11 protein-coding genes are annotated in these 18,053 nt (G+C 41.4%); 5 read left to right on the top strand and 6 right to left on the bottom strand.

Annotation, left to right across the window (positions count from 1 at the left end; genetic code table 11):
* The first annotated feature begins 2 nt into the window (after positions 1 to 2).
* Positions 3 to 2,441, top strand: a complete 2,439-nt coding sequence (locus ACRWQL_RS06220) for a YbcC family protein (RefSeq protein WP_434952783.1) — start codon at positions 3 to 5, stop codon at positions 2,439 to 2,441.
* A 133-nt stretch (positions 2,442 to 2,574) separates the two neighbouring features.
* Positions 2,575 to 3,567, top strand: coding sequence for an L-threonylcarbamoyladenylate synthase (locus tag ACRWQL_RS06215; protein ID WP_434952782.1), 993 nt, complete (start codon positions 2,575 to 2,577; stop codon positions 3,565 to 3,567).
* Between the two features lie 195 nt (positions 3,568 to 3,762).
* On the opposite strand, the gene ACRWQL_RS06210 is transcribed toward ACRWQL_RS06215, so the two are convergent.
* Positions 3,763 to 4,119: a winged helix-turn-helix transcriptional regulator gene (locus ACRWQL_RS06210; protein ID WP_434930386.1), complete on the bottom strand. Its 357-nt coding sequence runs from the start codon at positions 4,117 to 4,119 to the stop codon at positions 3,763 to 3,765.
* A 200-nt stretch (positions 4,120 to 4,319) separates the two neighbouring features.
* On the opposite strand from ACRWQL_RS06210, the gene ACRWQL_RS06205 reads away from it, so the two are divergent.
* Complete coding sequence (locus ACRWQL_RS06205; protein ID WP_434952781.1) at positions 4,320 to 5,687, top strand: aldehyde dehydrogenase family protein; 1,368 nt, start codon at positions 4,320 to 4,322, stop codon at positions 5,685 to 5,687.
* Between the two features lie 52 nt (positions 5,688 to 5,739).
* On the top strand, positions 5,740 to 6,519 hold the full coding sequence (locus ACRWQL_RS06200) for a prolyl hydroxylase family protein (RefSeq protein ID WP_434952780.1): 780 nt from the start codon (positions 5,740 to 5,742) through the stop codon (positions 6,517 to 6,519).
* A 564-nt stretch (positions 6,520 to 7,083) separates the two neighbouring features.
* On the opposite strand, the gene ACRWQL_RS06195 is transcribed toward ACRWQL_RS06200, so the two are convergent.
* From ACRWQL_RS06195 to ACRWQL_RS06175, 5 genes are all read right to left on the bottom strand, one after another.
* Positions 7,084 to 8,508: a hypothetical protein gene (locus ACRWQL_RS06195; protein WP_434952779.1), complete on the bottom strand. Its 1,425-nt coding sequence runs from the start codon at positions 8,506 to 8,508 to the stop codon at positions 7,084 to 7,086.
* Position 8,509: 1 nt separating this feature from the next.
* Positions 8,510 to 13,525, bottom strand: a complete 5,016-nt coding sequence (locus ACRWQL_RS06190) for an AAA domain-containing protein (RefSeq protein WP_434952778.1) — start codon at positions 13,523 to 13,525, stop codon at positions 8,510 to 8,512.
* Positions 13,526 to 13,964: 439 nt separating this feature from the next.
* A complete protein-coding gene (locus ACRWQL_RS06185; protein WP_306134807.1) occupies positions 13,965 to 14,396 on the bottom strand; it encodes a bifunctional diaminohydroxyphosphoribosylaminopyrimidine deaminase/5-amino-6-(5-phosphoribosylamino)uracil reductase RibD in 432 nt (143 codons plus the stop codon).
* Positions 14,397 to 15,198: 802 nt separating this feature from the next.
* Positions 15,199 to 16,812: a PepSY-associated TM helix domain-containing protein gene (locus ACRWQL_RS06180; RefSeq protein ID WP_434952777.1), complete on the bottom strand. Its 1,614-nt coding sequence runs from the start codon at positions 16,810 to 16,812 to the stop codon at positions 15,199 to 15,201.
* Positions 16,809 to 17,108: a DUF2070 family protein gene (locus tag ACRWQL_RS06175; RefSeq protein ID WP_226410871.1), complete on the bottom strand. Its 300-nt coding sequence runs from the start codon at positions 17,106 to 17,108 to the stop codon at positions 16,809 to 16,811. The genes ACRWQL_RS06180 and ACRWQL_RS06175 overlap by 4 nt, the downstream gene beginning before the upstream one ends.
* 684 nt (positions 17,109 to 17,792) lie before the next feature.
* On the opposite strand from ACRWQL_RS06175, the gene ACRWQL_RS06170 reads away from it, so the two are divergent.
* Positions 17,793 to 18,014 (top strand): penicillin-binding protein, encoded by a 222-nt coding sequence (locus ACRWQL_RS06170; RefSeq protein WP_226410870.1) that lies wholly within the window; start codon positions 17,793 to 17,795, stop codon positions 18,012 to 18,014.
* Positions 18,015 to 18,053: the final 39 nt, after the last annotated feature.

Here is an 18,053-nt window from a genome sequence, read left to right as displayed (position 1 = left end):
ACATGAACATTGCCACCCAAACACCTTTGTTAGCCGTGTTGACTGATAGTCAAAAAGCGCAACTTACTTCAGCGGGTCAGAAAATTGCACCGACATGGCCACTTGATAAAATGATTGCGGTTAATCCATTTTGGCAAATGCGTCAGCAACCCATTGAGCAAGTTTCTGCGCGCATATCGGCACTTGATCGTATTCAATGTTTAATGCCTAAAAGCCATTATCAAGATTTATATGCACGAGGCGAAATCAGTCAGGGAACGTTACAATTAGCGGCTGAACAACAAGATGTCTCGATGTCAGTGACACAGCTTGAAGCCTTTTTAAATCAAACTGATGATTTTGCTCATTGGCACAATATTGCCGATTTGCTGGATAACCAACGCGATGAACATAAAATGGCATGGCATGATGAGATTATTCATCAAATTAGCCAATTTTGTGCAGCATATTATCAACCACAGCGGGCGACTTTACCGGGTGAAGATGCTGCATCACAAGCTGACTTATATCGCCACTGGCGTGAGATTACTGGGCGTGATCGTGGCCTAAGTATTATTATGGATGAGCCAGGTTTACTGCAGTATTTTAAACAATTACCACAAGATGCTGAGGCCTTACTCGCTGAGGCCGTTGAGGAATTAGGTGTCGATGATACGGTTATAGAGGCCTATGCCCATGGATTATTACTTGATATCAATGGATGGGCATCCTGGGTAGCCTATTTGCGTTGGCAAGGTGACTTAGATTCCACACCAAGCGATGACATGTTGCAACTACTGGCTATTCGTATGGCCTGGGAGTTGGTCATTTGGCGTTACCTAAAAGCACAGCAAGCAGACAGTTTTAGTCAATTAGCCGCGCTTTGGTCAGCTGAAAAACAGCAACTGCCTAACTTGCTAGTACAACATGCACAAGCACAGCAACCGCTTTGGGTGTGGGCAAAAGCGGCTGAACTGAGTTATCAACACACGCTAAACGCTCAGTTACTGAGTGCGGCTAAGCACCCTGTAACATTACCAAAGTTACAGGCGGCATTTTGTATTGATGTTCGATCTGAAGTGATACGTCGAGCATTAGAAAAACAAAGTGATGACATTCAAACTATCGGTTTTGCAGGCTTTTTCGGCTTGCCTATCGAGTATCAACCCCACGACAGCGAGCTGTCTCGGCCACAACTTCCGGGATTGCTAAGGCCAGTGATACGCGTGTCTGAATGGCGCGACACCTCTGCCCAGGCCGATATGTTGAACAATAAGGCACGCTGGCAAACATGGTCACAAGCAGCACCGTCAGCATTTTCTATGGTGGAGTCCATGGGCTGGCTATATGCCTTTAAAATGCTCAAAAAGTCATTTTTTGCTAAGCAAACACTCAACCCCGTAAATGTGCTGACCCATCAAAAAAGCTGGATATTACGCAAAAATGATCAGTTGCTGTCGTTAACCGATAAAGCCGAACTGGCCAAAGGTATTTTACATGCGATGGGCTTAACCCAGTTTGCGCCAAGAGTATTGCTGGTGGGACACGGTAGTCATACAACCAATAACTTGCACGCAGCGGGTTTAGATTGCGGCGCCTGTGGTGGTCAAACCGGTGAAGTAAACGTGCGAGTTTTAGCGCAGTTATTAAATGATATCGATGTGCGTAACACCTTGTTAGCATTAGATGTTGTTATTCCTAAGACCACACATTTTGTGGCCGCCTTGCACAACACCACCACGGATCATATTGATTGTTTTGATGCTGAGCTAGACCATACTTCAACACTATGGCTAAAAGCCGCAACAAAAAGCGCACAGCGTGAACGTATTGAGCATATTGCACCTCACTTAACCGATAGCAGTGCAGATGCGCTGGATAAATTTTACATTCAGCGCAGCAATGACTGGTCTCAAGTGCGCCCCGAGTGGGGACTGGCTAACAATGCCGCCTTTATTGTCGCGCCTCGAAGTTGGACCAGAAACGTTAACCTACAGGGTCGGAGTTTTTTACATGATTATCAATGGCAAAATGATAACGGCTTTGCAATATTAGAGTTAATCATGACCGCCCCTATGGTCGTCACCAACTGGATCAACATGCAATATAATGCCTCGGTGACAGACAACGCGAAATACGGCTGTGGTAATAAATTATTGCATAACGCGGTGGCGGGGCATGTTGGTGTATTTGAAGGGAATGGTGGCGATTTACGCATTGGCCTGTCGATGCAGTCACTGCACAATGGTGAAAAGTGGATGCACCAACCACAGCGTTTAGCGGTTTACTTAGCGGCCCCGAGAGAACCGATTGAGCAGATCATCGCCAAGCATGACAATGTGCGTTGGTTAGTCGATAACCAGTGGTTGTACCTACTGCGCTGGGCCGATGAAGGAGTGATCGAGCGCTATTATCAGGGGCAATGGTTATCGCAGGCTAATGAACATAATGCTGTGACTTAAGGTAAGCCTTTAGCATAGACGTTTAACATCTGCATTTAATCTAGTCGAATGGAGTAGAAACCTTTAAAATACACAGACCAGATGTTATCCGGCCTGTGTATTGTCTTTTGTGTAATCCGTGAGTAAATCGAAAATGAGTCAAGTAAGTTCTACTGTGTTATTAACAGGCGATAGCGCTGTATCTCAAGCTGTGGCTTTATTGCAAAACGGTGAGTGTGTGGCACTGCCAACCGAAACTGTCTACGGACTTGCCGCTGACGCAACGAATGTAGATGCCGTTGGCAAAATTTTTGAAGCCAAGGGCCGGCCTAAAAATCATCCATTGATTATCCATATCCCCGATGTGTCTCATCTTGAAAAGTGGGCTAAAGATATTCCTCAAAGCGCCTATCTTTTAGCGAATACCTTTTGGCCTGGTCCGTTGACCTTGTTGCTGAAAAAAGCTGATCATGTAGACAATGTCGTGACCGGTGGTTTAGAGACAATTGGCTTACGCATGCCATCGCATCCGTTATTTCTCAGCGTGCTGCAACAACTTAATGTTGGGCTTGCAGCGCCATCTGCTAACCCTTATAAGCAGCTTAGTCCAACCATTGCCGAACAAGTGATGGTCGGTTTAGGGGGCAAAATTGCTGCGGTACTGGAAGGTGGCGCCTGTGAATATGGGTTAGAGTCGACCATTATTGATTTAGTGGGTGATACACCCCGTATTTTAAGGGCAGGCCCTATTGACTCTGATGCCCTGTCGCTAGCTTTGGGGATAACAGTTAGTACACCAGAGGAGCATACCGAAGTGGTGCCTGGTAATGTTAAAGCGCATTATCAACCTAAAGCGCAATTACAGATCTTATCAGCTGATCAACTGCGAACTGACATGCATACATTGGCTCAAGGTAATACTCATTTTGTATTATGGTCCGATAGTGTGATTGAACAGTTTAAAAGTGGTGTACCAAGTGCGCAGTGGAGCAAAATCCCCAGTGACGCACTCGCTTTTGGTCGACAGTTATATGTCACCTTATATCAAGTGGATAAAAAGGGCGTCGACAACATCATTGTCGAGCAGCCACCTGAAACAAATGAGTGGCGAGCGGTAAATGATCGATTATCTCGTGCAGCTAGCTAAGGAGTAAACACTCAAATAGTGGTTATCCACTTGATGCTAACCAGGGCGCTTGACGACGCTTTATGCGAATGAGCAGAAAATATATGAGTGAGCACATATAAGCTCATTCATTTTTTGGTAAAGGTATTGGGTAAAATAGTTAATTATAGGCTGCATCGGCCGGATGCAGATGTCTGGTGAGTCTGCCGACTATCACTAAATGCTATGCTCCTCGGCCCAGTCTTTTAATTGCTCTAAAATATTCAATGCCGTTCGGCCAAAGTCGGTAATGGCATAAGACACTGCAATAGGGCGGTCGTTAATCACATGGCGAGTCACTAACCCTTGTGTTTCTAATTCTTTAAGACGTTGATCGACCATTTTTTTGCTGGCACCGCCTAACATGCGCGCTAAATCATTAAATCGCACCGGACCATCCTGTAAATGCCACAGTATTGAGGCCTTCCATTTTCCGCCTAACACCCGCATTCCACGCTCAACTAAGCAGGGTTCTGCACACGGGTTGATAACTTTTTTCTGACCGTTATCCATTGTTTCAACTGTTGTTTTCATTATTTCTGCCTAGGTTACCAAAAGTATACTGGTTGCTTTTATATCCCATAGTATCAAAATAGCGTTATTAATCGTATTTTTATCTTTTTATGTAAGCTGAATTGTCGTTACGTTAATCAAAGACAGCTAGTTTCTAGTGCTAGTTGAGGGTAAAACGATAATCAAGCAAACATTATTTTCCACTAAGGAATTTTTGTTTTATGGCAGTATTAACCTCGTACGATCCCGCAAGTTATCGCAACGTCGGCAATGGCGATGATGTTGAAGCCACCGCCATTGGCAGCGTTGAAACCTTAGCCATTGAACAATTGCCGACCGTAATAGCGTCAGCCCGGGCAGCTCAAAAAACGTGGGCTAGCTTGCCGATTGTTGAACGTGAGCAATATGTGGTGAAGGCTTATCAAAAGCTGGTGGCGGTGCAAGATGAGCTAGCGACGTTAATCAGCCAGGAAATGGGTAAGGATTATCGCCGTGCCACCTATGAAGTTGGCGGCACAATACAAAACGCCGCCTATTTTGCCAGCGAAATAAGCGAGGCATTAACCACAGAAAAACTCGATAACCACACCGAGTTACACTATCGACCGCTAGGGATTGTTGCGGTAATTACCCCTTGGAATTACCCGTTAGCCATGGCTAATAACTTATTGATGCCAGCACTGATGGCCGGTAATAGCGTGATATTAAAGCCGTCGGAAGAAGCCCCATTAGTGGCCGAGTTATTTATTAACACCCTGAATAAGGTGTTGCCAAAAAATGTATTACAACTGGCACAAGGCGATAAAACACTTGGCCAAGCATTGGTGGCAGCAGATATCAATATGGTGGCATTTACCGGGTCAATGGCGGCGGGTAAACACATTATGGCCAGTGCAGCACCGGGCTTAAAACGTTTGGTGATGGAACTGGGCGGTAACGACCCTGTTATTGTAATGGCCAGCGCCAATATAGATGCCGCTGTGAGGTTTGTGGTTGCCAGTTCATTTGAAAATGCCGGGCAAATGTGTACCTCAACTGAGCGGATTTATGTGGATGAGCGTATAGCGGATGAGTTTGAACAAAAGGTAGTTATGCTGGCCAGTCGTTATCAAGTGGGTAAATGGGATCAGCCTCAGGTGAATATTGGCCCTATGGTTAACCCAACACAGCATCAAAAAGTACTGCAGCAGTTGCAAGATGCTAAAGCCAAAGGCGGGGTATTTTTACTGGGCAGTGATAATTATCCGTTACCCTTTATTCAGCCAACCGTGGTGAGCGGGATAACGCCAGATATGTTACTTGAGCACGAAGAAACCTTTGGCCCAGTGGTGGCAATAAGTCGCTTTAAGCAAATAGATGAAGCAATCAGTCGCGCGAATGACAGTCATTATGGATTAGGCGCTGTGGTATTTGGCGGCCAGGGCGCAAAAGCGGTAGCAGAGCAGCTTGAGGCCGGAATGGTTGGCGTTAATCAAGGTGCGGGCGCAGGCAACGCGCCGTGGGTTGGTGCTAAGCACAGTGGTTTGGGCTTTCATGGCACCGCCGCTGGTCATCGCCAATTTGCCCAGGTACGAGTAATGAGTTACTAGTTACTAGTTTTTGTTTTCTGGTTTTTTATTTTTGGTTTAAAGGTGTAAATAGATGAGCACATCGAGTGTAAATTCAGATTATTTTGTCGTGGCACATGAACCCGGAGCAGAGCATCCAGCACTGCCGACCTGGGCGAATCATCAGGCCAATGTTGCTAAACTTAACGACACGTCCTTAACACAGCCGAGTAAGAAAATGTTAGCCGAAGTACCGGGCGCATTTCAATTACTTAATGTGCTGTCGGCAGATGAGTGTCAGCGGTTAATTGCGGTTAGTGAGTCAATGGGGTTTTTACCGGATGCTGCGGTATCTCTACCTAGAAATGTGAGACACAACGATAGCTTAACCTGGGTGGTTGATAACGCTACTGAACAAGTTATTTGGAATAGAATTAAGCACTTAATGGACGATAATCTGGGCATTTTTGCCGGTAAAGCGGCGTTAGGGTTAAATAACCGTTTTCGATTTTACCGTTATAACGAAGGGGATTATTTTAAGCCTCATTCCGACGGCTCCTGGCCTGGTAGCCAAGTTATAAACGGTAAATTAGTTCGAGATGCTTTTGGTGACAGGTACAGCCAATTGACCTTTTTAATCTTACTAACAGAAGACTTTGAAGGCGGTGCAACCCGCTTTTTAGTCAATGCCGATAATCCACAATTACCAGCCAAGCGTGGTGATAATGTTAAGACAGTAGATATACGAACCCCAGCGGGCAGTGTTATTTGTTTTCCACATGGAATGCATCCGCTACATTGTATTCACAGTTCTGAGCCCATTTATAAAGGGGTAAAATATATTATCCGTACCGATGTGCTGTTTGAGTTATAAATGCTTTTAAGGGTTAGCTTAGCTATACGATCATAAGAAATTGGATAGAAATTTAAGCCTGTCCTGAACGGCAACAACGCAATAGTTTGATATGTTATCTGAGGATCAATGTCATTTTTTGATAGTAAGTGTATTACTTTTAAACGCTCATTTGGACAAAAGCGGGTTGGAAGGTTTTTTTTATAAAAATGTAATCAGATCCAATTAAATTCTCATAGGTTTGAGATTGACTACAAGTGCAGATGATCCAGCGAGACGCCGCAAGCACCTCCATGTGGGCTTAACCAAAACATCCTTGTTTTGGATACTCGCTGGCTCATCTGCACCCGCATTATTATCTCTTCGATTTAGCTTTATTGATGGCTGTGGTAACACAAGAGCTAACTCGGAACTGGACACTTCCGAGTTAAAGCTTTAACCCTAACTCTTCAGTTTCGGATAAATATTTCTATGGGTTAACGCCGCGCTCTGCGGCAAATTAGGAGCGCAGCAAGTTATTTAGCTTGTGCAGCAACTTGTTAGTTGCGCCTTTAATCGGATTATATCTGTTTATATATGTGTACATTATAATTTGCCAAAACTGCCTAAGCTCTTTCTCTTATCTTCATCATAAAACTCAGACAAATATCCATTTAACGAATGCGCAACTGAACCAATAACGCCTTTATCCGTAGATATAAAGCCAATAGGCACAGGTACACGATAACTCTCAGGTAAGCTCAAGTAATATGTTACAGCCACAAGCCTATCTTTAAGCAACACAACCTCTACATCACCGTTTAGGTAACCCTCCACATATCCATGCAGGTTATTTTTAATATCCGCTAAATTATGTAACCAATCATTCTTTTCTCTAGAGCTATATTCGTCTGATAAAGGTACCATGACTTTAAAATCGTACACTCTTTTAGATTTCTTACCGCTTGTCTTACTCCCAGTCACAAGCTCAGTAAGACAAGAATTGATACGATCACTTTTACCCCAGAACGGGTTACTTGGGACTAACAATTTCATATCCACTACATCATCTTGGTGCTGTGCGATAATAGCTTTCTTCTCTTTTTCAAATAATTCAGAAAATTTTGGCCAATTTTCAGGACTATATAAACCTCCAACAAATGGAATATACCTTCCTTTATTGACATACTCTCCGGCTTTTAACTGAATAAATTCATCCACTTTAAAAGCACTGGCACTGAATAGCTTTTGTGTATTCCTGTCTTTTAATGTTTCTATGGCACCTAGAATCTCTATATGGTTATTTCTTCTAGATTGAGCATTAATCTCAGATGCGATCAACTCCAAAGCTTCAGAAGAGTCCTTAAGGCCCTCGATATCATTTGTGTCAACCGCTTTACCATCGACATCCATTTCAAATGCTAATTTTATGCGATAGGGCTCGCTTCCAATTTGATTTAGCGACTCCACTTTATAGATATTTGGCTTACCACCTTCTTTATCTTTTACATGATCCATGTAGCCATCTTCAATTAGGTCTTGGAAGTGCCTTTGAAAGGCCATAGAGACCAGTCTATCTCTGTTAGCCACTTTGCTACTGGCCACATCTAGTTTAAAACCCTGAGTCCATAATCTTCCTAGACGTTTATTTTGCGTAGAAACACAGGTTAAGGACGTTAATTCAAAGCCTAGCGTTGCGCCGGTAGAGCGCAACTCACTTACATTTAAAGTACTCCCTAACGTTTCAAAGTAACCTTCGCTTTTTTCAGTCAGGAGAACTTGATCACGATCGTTGTACTTAAGCTCTTCTCTCTTTATTAAATCAGAGATAGCTTCTTTGGTTTCTCGCTCATTTAATCCAAAATAGCGAGCAATATGATTTGGCGAGATAGCCCCTAGCTGTGCTAGTCTAAGGATATACTCCCTTATAAAGGGCAGCCCCTGTTTGGTGGCATACGAAAACTTAATATTGTAACGATAGCTTGGCAATATAAAGTCAATTTCATTAAAGGTGATTTTCAGGTTGCTCATTTTACTTTTTCACCTCTTTGAAATTTTCCGCATTAATCAAACTGTAATTGCTTGGTTCTTTTAACCTTCTCTGCTCGATATAGTCAAATACTTTACCCAGCGGCAACTCTTGGTTTTTACCTTTCCACATTTCACTATTGCCCACTATTACCAGCCTATCCATCGCCCGTGAAAGACCCACATTAATACGATTTGGCGACCGTAAAAAACCTGGACTTTGGTGAGTGTCGCTACGCGTAATTGATAAAATAACAATTCTATTCTCTTTACCTTGATAGCTATCAACAGTATCAATACGTATCAATGATTTAAACTGCTCACTCCAGGTCTGCTCTGCCACTTTCCGACGCAAACGTTTCTTTTGCTCGGCATACATACAAATAATACCAATGGGCAATTCGCCTTTATCTTTATTCATTTGTAAAGCTAAAGACTCAACTTGATCATCTTTCTGAGCAATTCCAGATAATAGCTTAATAATCACATTAACTTCCGTGGCATTGGCAATACTGCTGCCTTTACCATCTTTATCATGATTAGCTCTTTTACCAAACGCAGCTGTATCTAACCAGGTTGTATAAGCTTTTATGCCATTAGGCAGAGACTGGTAAACATCTGGTATTTCCCTAAATCCTGTTACAAGTTCACCTTGATAAAAGCAATCAGATACCATGTTACTTATGGGCTCAACCATTCGATACTGGGTAAGTAATTTAGCACCGGCCAATTTGCCATAATGTGATTCAAAAGCTCTTTCAAAATCGGATTGTACTAATTCGTCTAGATCGACCTCATCTGAATATACGCCCAGTTTTTTTGCCAAGGCCTTTTTATGAGGTTTGGTATATAATGGCGGTAGTTGGTGATGATCACCGACCAATAATATTCGCTTACCAGCTTGCATGGCGATGGCTAACTCACTAGAGATGGAACGGGCAGCTTCATCGATAATAACCCAGTCATATTGATTTTCTGCAATACCAATGTGGCGCTGGCCAATCCCCACACAAGTGCCCGTTACTAACTGCCTAGAACGTGCAAAGAACTCATCATAGTTAACACGTCCGCTCTCTAATACCTCAAGCATATCTCTTGAAATTTTACAAAGTACTTTTGCACGCTTACTTTCTTTAGGTTGTATGGCATAAGCAGCCTCTAAAGCAGCCCATAATGTCGATGATATACCAGCCAAATTATCCGCTTTAAGCTGAATTTCAAATTGATTCAGTATTCTATCCTTAAGATTTGAGAACAGTTCTTTAAATTGCTTTTTCAATCCTTCAATATCATCTTCATGAGTACCTTCTTTCTCAATAGACTTTTGAAACCCGAGAAGCGTATCTATTTGCCTAATGATTAGCAGCTCTAACTCACAAGCCTCACTCAAAAATGCCTTATCAAGACCTAACGACTGGCTTAAAGAAGAAACACGCTCTTTAGATTCGGCGACAAATAGAGCCCGACGCTCATCCACCAAAGCCTGCGAATAAACATCTTTTAACCCATCAGATACAGAACTTTCTTTATTGCTAAACCTCACAACGTCTAACGGGGTGTTTAATCGCAAGCAGTGTTTACGAATTCGTCCTGCTGCAGTATTAACAGCCTCATGTGATTGGCTCACTAACAGAATTCTTTCAGCCCCTTGTTTTTCAATTAAATAATGAACAAAAGCTGCAATAAATTCTGTTTTACCCGTGCCAGGAGGGCCTTGTAACAAAGATACCGGGCCAGTTCTCAGCAACTGCCGAAATGCCAACCTTTGTTGCTCATTTAAGCTTATCAAATTGCCTTTATCATCTTCACGGTCATAGCGTTCAAAGTCACTGTCTGTGACCGTAATTTCATATGAAATAGGGTCTCTATCAGAAGTGGGCTCAAAGTAATCAACCAAGTCAGGTATGGTTGACTCACTGGCCAGAATTTTTTCTAACGCACCTTTTCGTTTTTCATAAGACGCTTTATCTTGCTTGGTTCTGAAGAATACCTCTTCCGACTCTTTAAGGTGCTTTGCAGAACTTCTTATTTTATGCAAACGTACTTCAGTTAGATCTGATTTTTTAAGGTTAACAACCCCCAAAACCTTTTCATCGTCCCCCTTGCGTTGAACCGCTTCAATCACATCATTCCTATTAAATTTAGATAATGGGTCATGTTCAGATTCATGATTTAAGATAATTTCATCATCATGGTCAGGGACGGCTTCAGCCTCTGTAGCCAGCTCGATATATGGATATGATTCCGTTTCTGTTTTTAAAATGTTACGCCATAAATCACGGGTTGATATATCGACAGGCTTAATAATTGGATCATTCGTTGATGCTGTTTCAGACTCTGGGCTAGCTTCTACCTGAGAATTTTCTGCTACAACCGATTCAAAAAGAGAAATGGCACGTCTAAACTCAGCTCGTTGACGTAAATCTCTGTTTAGGGCGTCAATATTTGGAGAATAATCACAATGAATTCTTAATCCATAAGGTAACTCTAATTTACTTTTCTCCCTATATTTCGGACTAACATCTGCTCTAGAGGTTGGCTTCAACCCAAACTTTAATTCTTTCTCATATTTGGCATAAAAGAACCGAACACTACCGCCAATGCCATAAATTTCCACAATCAGATTATCGGTGTTTTGATTGCTTGATTGAATATCAACATACAACGAACCATTTTCTGGAAATATTTCTAATGTAGTAAAGATCTCATCATTTTTAGGCCTAAGGGTTACATTAATAAATTCAATATCCGAATCACTACCATTTAAGGCATCTTTAAAGCGCTCTAAGCTCTTAAATCCGTATTCAACATCATTCAGCTCAACCTGAATTACATCGCTTATATCCTGCATATCAGCGCTTGGCTTGCCCCACTCTAGGCCAAGCAACTCAGCACTCATTCGCATCACTGCAAAATTATCTCTTTCATATGCGGTACAGCCGTCAATATTGTCTGGACTATAAGTGTGGTTTTTAACTTCACTCCCATCAAGGCAGAAATCAGGAATATCAATCAATGTAACGGTTTCAGTTTCCACATTAACAATCACATTGTCAGGGTGAATATCACCATGAGGGATATGCAATGTGTGCAGATGCTCAACCGCCTGAATCAATTTATGAACCAGAGGTAAGTTTTTCTCACCTGGTTCAATATCGCCCCAAGCAGGGCCTTCAATGTAGTCAGATACAATGAATAACTCAGAGCTCTTGGTGGCGAGGCCAAATTCGAAAATAGTCGGTAAATAAGGTGGCGCAATAGATTTAAGTTTTGCTACACGTTGTAAGAAATGTAATAGGTCATAACCTAAACGAGCGCTGCAGTCTGTTACAGAAACATTCAGCCAAGCTTTAACCAAATTACCGTTAGAAAGATAAACTTCCTTCTCATCTGTTTCTTTTAAAAACTCATCATCATCTTCTGGGTATTGACGAGAAAGTTTGATAGATCGCTTGTAAGCATCTAACTCTGCCTCATCAAAATCCAAATTTATCTCTGTTTTGGGTTCGGCTTGCTTAAAAGCATCAAACATCTCTACAGCGTTATTGTAACCTTGACTCAACCCCTTCTTAATAACATTAGAATACCAATGGTTCTCGCTTTTAACCTCGTTGTTAAAAACCTCTAAACCTTTAGGAGATATTTGCTCAGCATTGATAACATGCCATGCCATGACAGCCAGTGAATATACGTCTATTTGATAAGGGGTGGTCTTGTCATTGACTTGCATGCCATAGGGGGTACTGCCAGATATTGACAAAAGGTCCCTGAAATCCCCAACCGTACCTTGTGGCTGGTGATAGGCTGATATAAAGCTAGATATGGCCACATCTTTACTGGGTGACAGCCAAATGCTGTGATTTCCTAAATCACGGTGGGCCACCTTTGTTTCATGCAAGCTAGCAAATTTACTAATAAGTAAAGTGACTAGCTTAATGCGATCCGCTTCAGCAAACCCGCCCACAAACTTACCGACAAACTCATTAAAACGAACATGGTTGGGTTTAAGTTCATATAGTTCTGAATACTGGGTTGATACTTGTTCTTTTTGGATAGCTACCAGTGAGTTCAAACAGTGATTATATAGATCAAGGTTATTGTTTTTTATATAGCTTAGAACTTCTCGCTCACGGGATACAATCTCATGCTGCCCATCTTGCGTTTTAGCCTTACTGCCTGCAACCTTGTTAAAATTCCACAAGCGCAAAAGTGCTGTATCTTTACTGGTGGTTTCAGATACGGCTTCGAATTCCTGATAAATTTCATCAGGATGAGTAAAAATTAATTCTTTAGATGTGTAGCCATTAACGCTTACTTGCTTAGGAGGCACGGTATTTCTATCAAACAGCTCATCAAAAATATGAAAGTCTTGATTCAAAACCTTGGAGTCCGGGTGCGGTTTAAATAGCTTATTAAAGGCATGTTCATTTTTAAGTTTTAAGAAGTCACTAAGCGACATGGTATGTTCAGCTTGATCTTCTTTTAAGCTACTAAAATCAGCATTACCAGTCATCACCACTAAAAAGTGAATAAAAGGTTTACGCCCCCCATTAGTAAACTTGCCTTTGAACTTATCAAGCTTTCGATCAAGAAGGTATTTCTTATTCCGCGTCACTTCAACAGGAGATTTCCCCATGTCTTTATTGCCTAAAAACCACTTATTACCCTGGCAAGTTATATTGCCGTGATTCCAGTCTTTAAGTTCAACAATAATAAAATTGCAGTGAGTGACAATCACTAAATCAAATTCACCTTCTTTACCATTTTCAACCAAACGAAAGCCAGCATATCCCTTCCAAGGGAACATACTGTCTTTTACTGGTAATTTTTTTGGTGCGTTGGGTTTCAAACCACTTAACTGATCAGCAATCGATCCACCTTTCATGGGTTTCTTTGATTCTAACTTCGCAGGTTGCACAGAGTCTTTTTTGACAGTCTTTTCTTCAAAGTGCTTTTCAATTTTTTCAATGGCTTCTACTTCGTGGGATAGAAGCCCGCCTTCCCATAGCTCAATTTTCATATATTTCTACTTTAATTTATTCTTTAATCTTCCATCTCGCCTTGTTAGTGAGACCAAGGTGGCATAATTTGCTTTCTGCATACCCACTACGGGAACTATAAAAATTGTACTGGTGTTTTAGAATCCAACAACCCATCCTTTTCCTTGAAACAAAAGAACAACAACACGAGCAATGTACAAATCGCGATTACAAACATTCTAATTCCTTTTAAATAAGCCTTGGGGCAGTCGCTGTGTTCGGTAAATACAAGACCAAGTGATAGAGCCAGTATGCACCTTGTGACATTACGAAAACTAGGTCAACAATATTGCTCACAAATCACGATGTTTCTGCCTGTGTGACAATCTTTGGGGCATAAATGGGTTAACCACCTAGCCAATTTGGGGGCAAAATCCTGTAATACATCACCATCCTCGCTAGGAACTTATACGAGGTTAATTATGATTTTCCAAGATAAGGATACAAAAATTCACTAACTTCTTTTGAAGCGACACCGATATCCACTATTATGCCCTCTTTCTTTAGAGCATAAAGACCCTTTCCATTGTTCCTTTCATCAGGATCTAGGATAGCAACTACAACTCTCTTAATTCCTGATTTAATGATTACAGAAGAACATGCCGGAGTTCTGCCAACAAATGAACATGGCTCAAGAGTGACATATGCAGTCACTTCTTCCATAGGGCCATCATAAGCACTAATCGCTTCAACCTCAGCATGGTTGCCACCAATTCTTTGTGTGAATCCTTCGGCAATGACTTGCCCGCCTAGAACGAGAACGCAACCTACTGGAGGATTTGGTTGGCACTCAGGCAGAGCAGCCCGAGATACCTCCAATGCTTTAAGCATAAATGCCTTATCTAGATCCATCTAAAGTATCCTTTTAAACTTTTGGTATACATTAACAAATCTATGCCAAAAGTGGTGTAATAAAGTTGAGTTCACTAAAGAATCAAACAAGGAATGGGGCAAAAGTGAGTTAGTGTTTTTGAAATAATCTTATGTACTCACTCTTTTAAACTTGCCGATTAAGTCAATACTCGAAAGGTTCATTATGGTGATTTGCGAGCCGACCATCCGACCCAGGGATGGGTCGGCTGAGCTACAAGGACGTACTTGCTGCGTGTCGGTGAGTAAATGCCATACTGAAACTATAAAGATAAACTTCACGATACATTCTTTACTATGAGAGAAGTTTCATGTTCATAGTGGCCGTAGGCCATATTCCAAACAAACCTTGAGGCAAAACCAAGTCAGTGTTTTAAAATAACCTTATTTTACTCAATCTTTAAAACCTGCAAGTTGAGAAACTACAGGAAAGATTCATCATGGTGATTTGCGAGCCGACCATCCGACCCAGGGATGGGTCGGCTGAGCTACAGGGACTTTTTTATTTCGAAAGAATGCTACTTGTTGGCGAGTAAATGCCATGCTGGAGCTATATAGATAAACTTCACGATACTTTCTTTACAACGAGCGAAGCTCCTTGTTCATAGTGTAGTGGCCGCAGGCCATACACCTAATCTAACACTGATGCATAAATGTGTTAGCCCTAACTCGTTTCTCCACAAAAAACGCCAATAATTATCAAACGATATTATAAATACACTAGCCTTGGCTTAGGGTTAGCTTAGCTTTAGCACTAAGCTAATCCGTTTGATTTTAAACCACATTAATTAGCTGACTGGGGTACTGGCGCAAGTGCGTTGCGTGAAGTGGTTGTGGTAATCGCCCAAATACTGTCTGGCTCACCATGATAAGCCCTGTGTTTAGCTTTTTTAGCTGCGCTGAAAAATACGATTGCGAATATAAAAGCGATGACATCCACAATGGCGGTATTACCATCAAATGCTAAGGTGGCTGTCGATAGTGTTGAGAACAAAATCGATGTTAGCGGAATCAACAGACAAGCTGCAGCCAACACATACAGTAAGTGAATAGCAGCAAGTGCCGCACCACGATAAAAGCTATAGCCAAGTGCAATAAAAAAGAGACTGTAATAACAGCCTAAGTAGTAATTGTTAATTGGTAATGATAATAAATACATCCATTTACTTGCTAGCATTGTAATAGCAACACCTAGCATTGAGCCAACACAAACTCCAATCGTTAATGATGACATTATGCGAATCGAACGTGATTGAATTGCTTGTTTTTGCCTGCGTTTTTCAAGCCAAAGTAAGTTGCCACTGTAAAATAAGAATGCGCCCATTAATCCCAATGCAAAATACATCCAGCGTCCATAATTGCCCGCATAATTACCAAAATGCAATGACACAAAACTATTGACCATAGGGCCGAATATACCATCTTCTGGCTGGCTTATTGAGGTATAACCTTGCTCTAGAGTATAAGGGTGAAGATACAGTACATCGGAATATGCTCCACGTTGTATTCTGCCAGATGATGCCAACTGTATTGCTAAAGTAGGCGATGTTGAAGATAGTTTGCTGAATTCTAAGCGGCTAACCTGGTGTTCTGGTGCTATTGCGTTAGCTTTATTAATGTAGGTTTCAATAGAATGTAACTCATTAATAGGATAAGTTATTTCACTTTTTTCTTGCTGTGCAAATAAAGGCTTGTCGCCATATACCACACTTAACCCACCATAGAATGGATCATGAAATGCAAACACAAATGCTGTCCATGCAATGATGATATGAAAAGGTAAACTCAGCACACCGACGACGTTGTGACTATCAAGCCAGAAACGTTTATTGCCCTTATGGGTTCGAAGCGCTAATAAGTACTTTACCAGCGTCGGTAATAAGATGATCACCCCAGAAAGTAGCGCAATAAAATACAAGCCGGCGGCAACGCCTAGTATTAGCACCCCAATATCTTCATGGCCTAATGTACCTGGAATTCCTGCGGTACGATGGAGCTTGTCAATTAACGCCCCGAGCTTATTTTGATCACTTACCTGAGTGACTAAATTATTATTTTGATCAAAAGCAGCATGTTTAAGTTCATCGTCCAGTCTAAGGCCTCTACCGCCACCTTTTTCATACCAAGATAGTGACGATGCATCCTGTTCAAGGTTAACAATAAATCCTTCACTTACCTCAGGAAATTCTTCCATAGCCTGCGTAATTAAATTGTCTAACTCAATCGCTGGCGTATGATTTAAGTAGGCTGAGCTGGGGGTAGCCCACTGGGTTATTTGGGGTTTGAACAGCGTTAATGACCCGGCATAAAAAGCAATAAACAGCACTAGTCCAGTTGTAATGCCTGTCCAGGTATGAATTGATTGGTAAGTTCGCAATATGTCTGAGCGAATTTTCATTGTAACCACCATAAGCTCGCCAATATGAAATAGACGATAAGGTTAATAAACAGCATGTTGAAAAATGCGCTGCGTGCGGATTTAAAAAGATAAATAAGTGCCAAAATAGGTAACCAAATCAAACTGATTAACCACATATTAAGTTGCACTTTCATCGGCGCATCAATGCCGCCAGGCCCAAACCAAGCAAAAATAGCGATAATGCCGTAGCTCAGTAATAACCCCAGCACTATGGCGATAATGGTTTTTGACCACCAGTGTGGCTGAATTCGATTTTCAACGGTTAAGCGTGTCATCAGTGACGCCCCTTTGGGGATAAAAGTGTTAAGAAGGGGAGGCTAATCATTAGGGTGATGATGGTAAAACACCAGGTAAACAATGCCGCTGTGGGACTTAATATTTGCAACCAGCCATAAAGTGACACAAACAAAGCGCCAACGCCGCAAATAGCGTATGCCATTGGTAAGTTATGTTTCAGTAATCGCTGATGTTTACTAGAAATATAGCAAAGCGTCACGCCGGATATGCTTAGCGCGATAACAAGGATTTGAATAAGTAACACCTAAGAATTTCCATTTCATCATTTTATATATGCCGATATTAATATAAACGCAAATCATTCGCAATTAGATTTGTTATGGTGTGTGATTGGTGTCTGTGGTTCTATGTGTATGTGCGAAGTTAAGCCACCTAAGGGGCATTCTTTATCATCATTGAGGATTAATTACACAAATCTGCTTGTGACGAACTCCCATTAATTTAGCAATATTACCAATAAAAACAGTGGTTTTATTTGAACCTCTGTGTAAAGTCAGTTAGTGTCTAGCCAACTGCAAATAAGCGAGTCTTACTAGCCATTTTCAAGCTAACAGGGTGTAAATATGTAAGCCAACTTAGTGGTAGGGCTAGTTGCTAAATTATTGATAAGTAATTTAAAGGTTTAAGGTTTTTAATATAAACAATTCGATAAGGAGTTTTACATGAGCGAAAAAATGAATCCGTCAGCGTTAAATGCATTGAAAATTGCTTTTACCTATATGCCAAAGTCAATTGAAGTCACTAAATATGAATATGGTGATGATTACCAAAAAATATTAGATCACATTGAAACAGTAAGGGAGACTTTACTGATAAATGATGTTGATCCTGAAGAAGTTTATGGTGATATAAATCCTGAAAGCACACCTAATTCATCCTATTGATTAAGTGATGCTGATTGTTGTCATATCACGATTATTGGC

The sequence above is a fragment of the Shewanella sp. HL-SH4 genome, from assembly GCF_051164845.1.
Classification (GTDB): Bacteria; Pseudomonadota; Gammaproteobacteria; order Enterobacterales; family Shewanellaceae; genus Shewanella; species Shewanella glacialimarina.
The sequence above is the reverse complement of the archived record's forward strand: the minus strand, read 5'-3'. Positions and strand labels throughout refer to the sequence as shown.

Bases quoted from the DNA above. Each gene is read 5' to 3' on its own strand.
- ACRWQL_RS06185 (WP_306134807.1), bottom strand. From the start codon at position 14,396: ATGGATCTAGATAAGGCATTTATGCTTAAAGCATTGGAGGTATCTCGG.
- ACRWQL_RS06170 (WP_226410870.1), top strand. From the start codon at position 17,793: ATGAGCGAAAAAATGAATCCGTCAGCGTTAAATGCATTGAAAATTGCT.
- ACRWQL_RS06210 (WP_434930386.1), bottom strand. From the start codon at position 4,119: ATGAAAACAACAGTTGAAACAATGGATAACGGTCAGAAAAAAGTTATC.
- ACRWQL_RS06180 (WP_434952777.1), bottom strand. From the start codon at position 16,812: ATGAAAATTCGCTCAGACATATTGCGAACTTACCAATCAATTCATACC.
- ACRWQL_RS06205 (WP_434952781.1), top strand. From the start codon at position 4,320: ATGGCAGTATTAACCTCGTACGATCCCGCAAGTTATCGCAACGTCGGC.
- ACRWQL_RS06190 (WP_434952778.1), bottom strand. From the start codon at position 13,525: ATGAAAATTGAGCTATGGGAAGGCGGGCTTCTATCCCACGAAGTAGAA.
- ACRWQL_RS06195 (WP_434952779.1), bottom strand. From the start codon at position 8,508: ATGAGCAACCTGAAAATCACCTTTAATGAAATTGACTTTATATTGCCA.
- ACRWQL_RS06220 (WP_434952783.1), top strand. From the start codon at position 3: ATGAACATTGCCACCCAAACACCTTTGTTAGCCGTGTTGACTGATAGT.
- ACRWQL_RS06200 (WP_434952780.1), top strand. From the start codon at position 5,740: ATGAGCACATCGAGTGTAAATTCAGATTATTTTGTCGTGGCACATGAA.
- ACRWQL_RS06215 (WP_434952782.1), top strand. From the start codon at position 2,575: ATGAGTCAAGTAAGTTCTACTGTGTTATTAACAGGCGATAGCGCTGTA.
- ACRWQL_RS06175 (WP_226410871.1), bottom strand. From the start codon at position 17,108: ATGACACGCTTAACCGTTGAAAATCGAATTCAGCCACACTGGTGGTCA.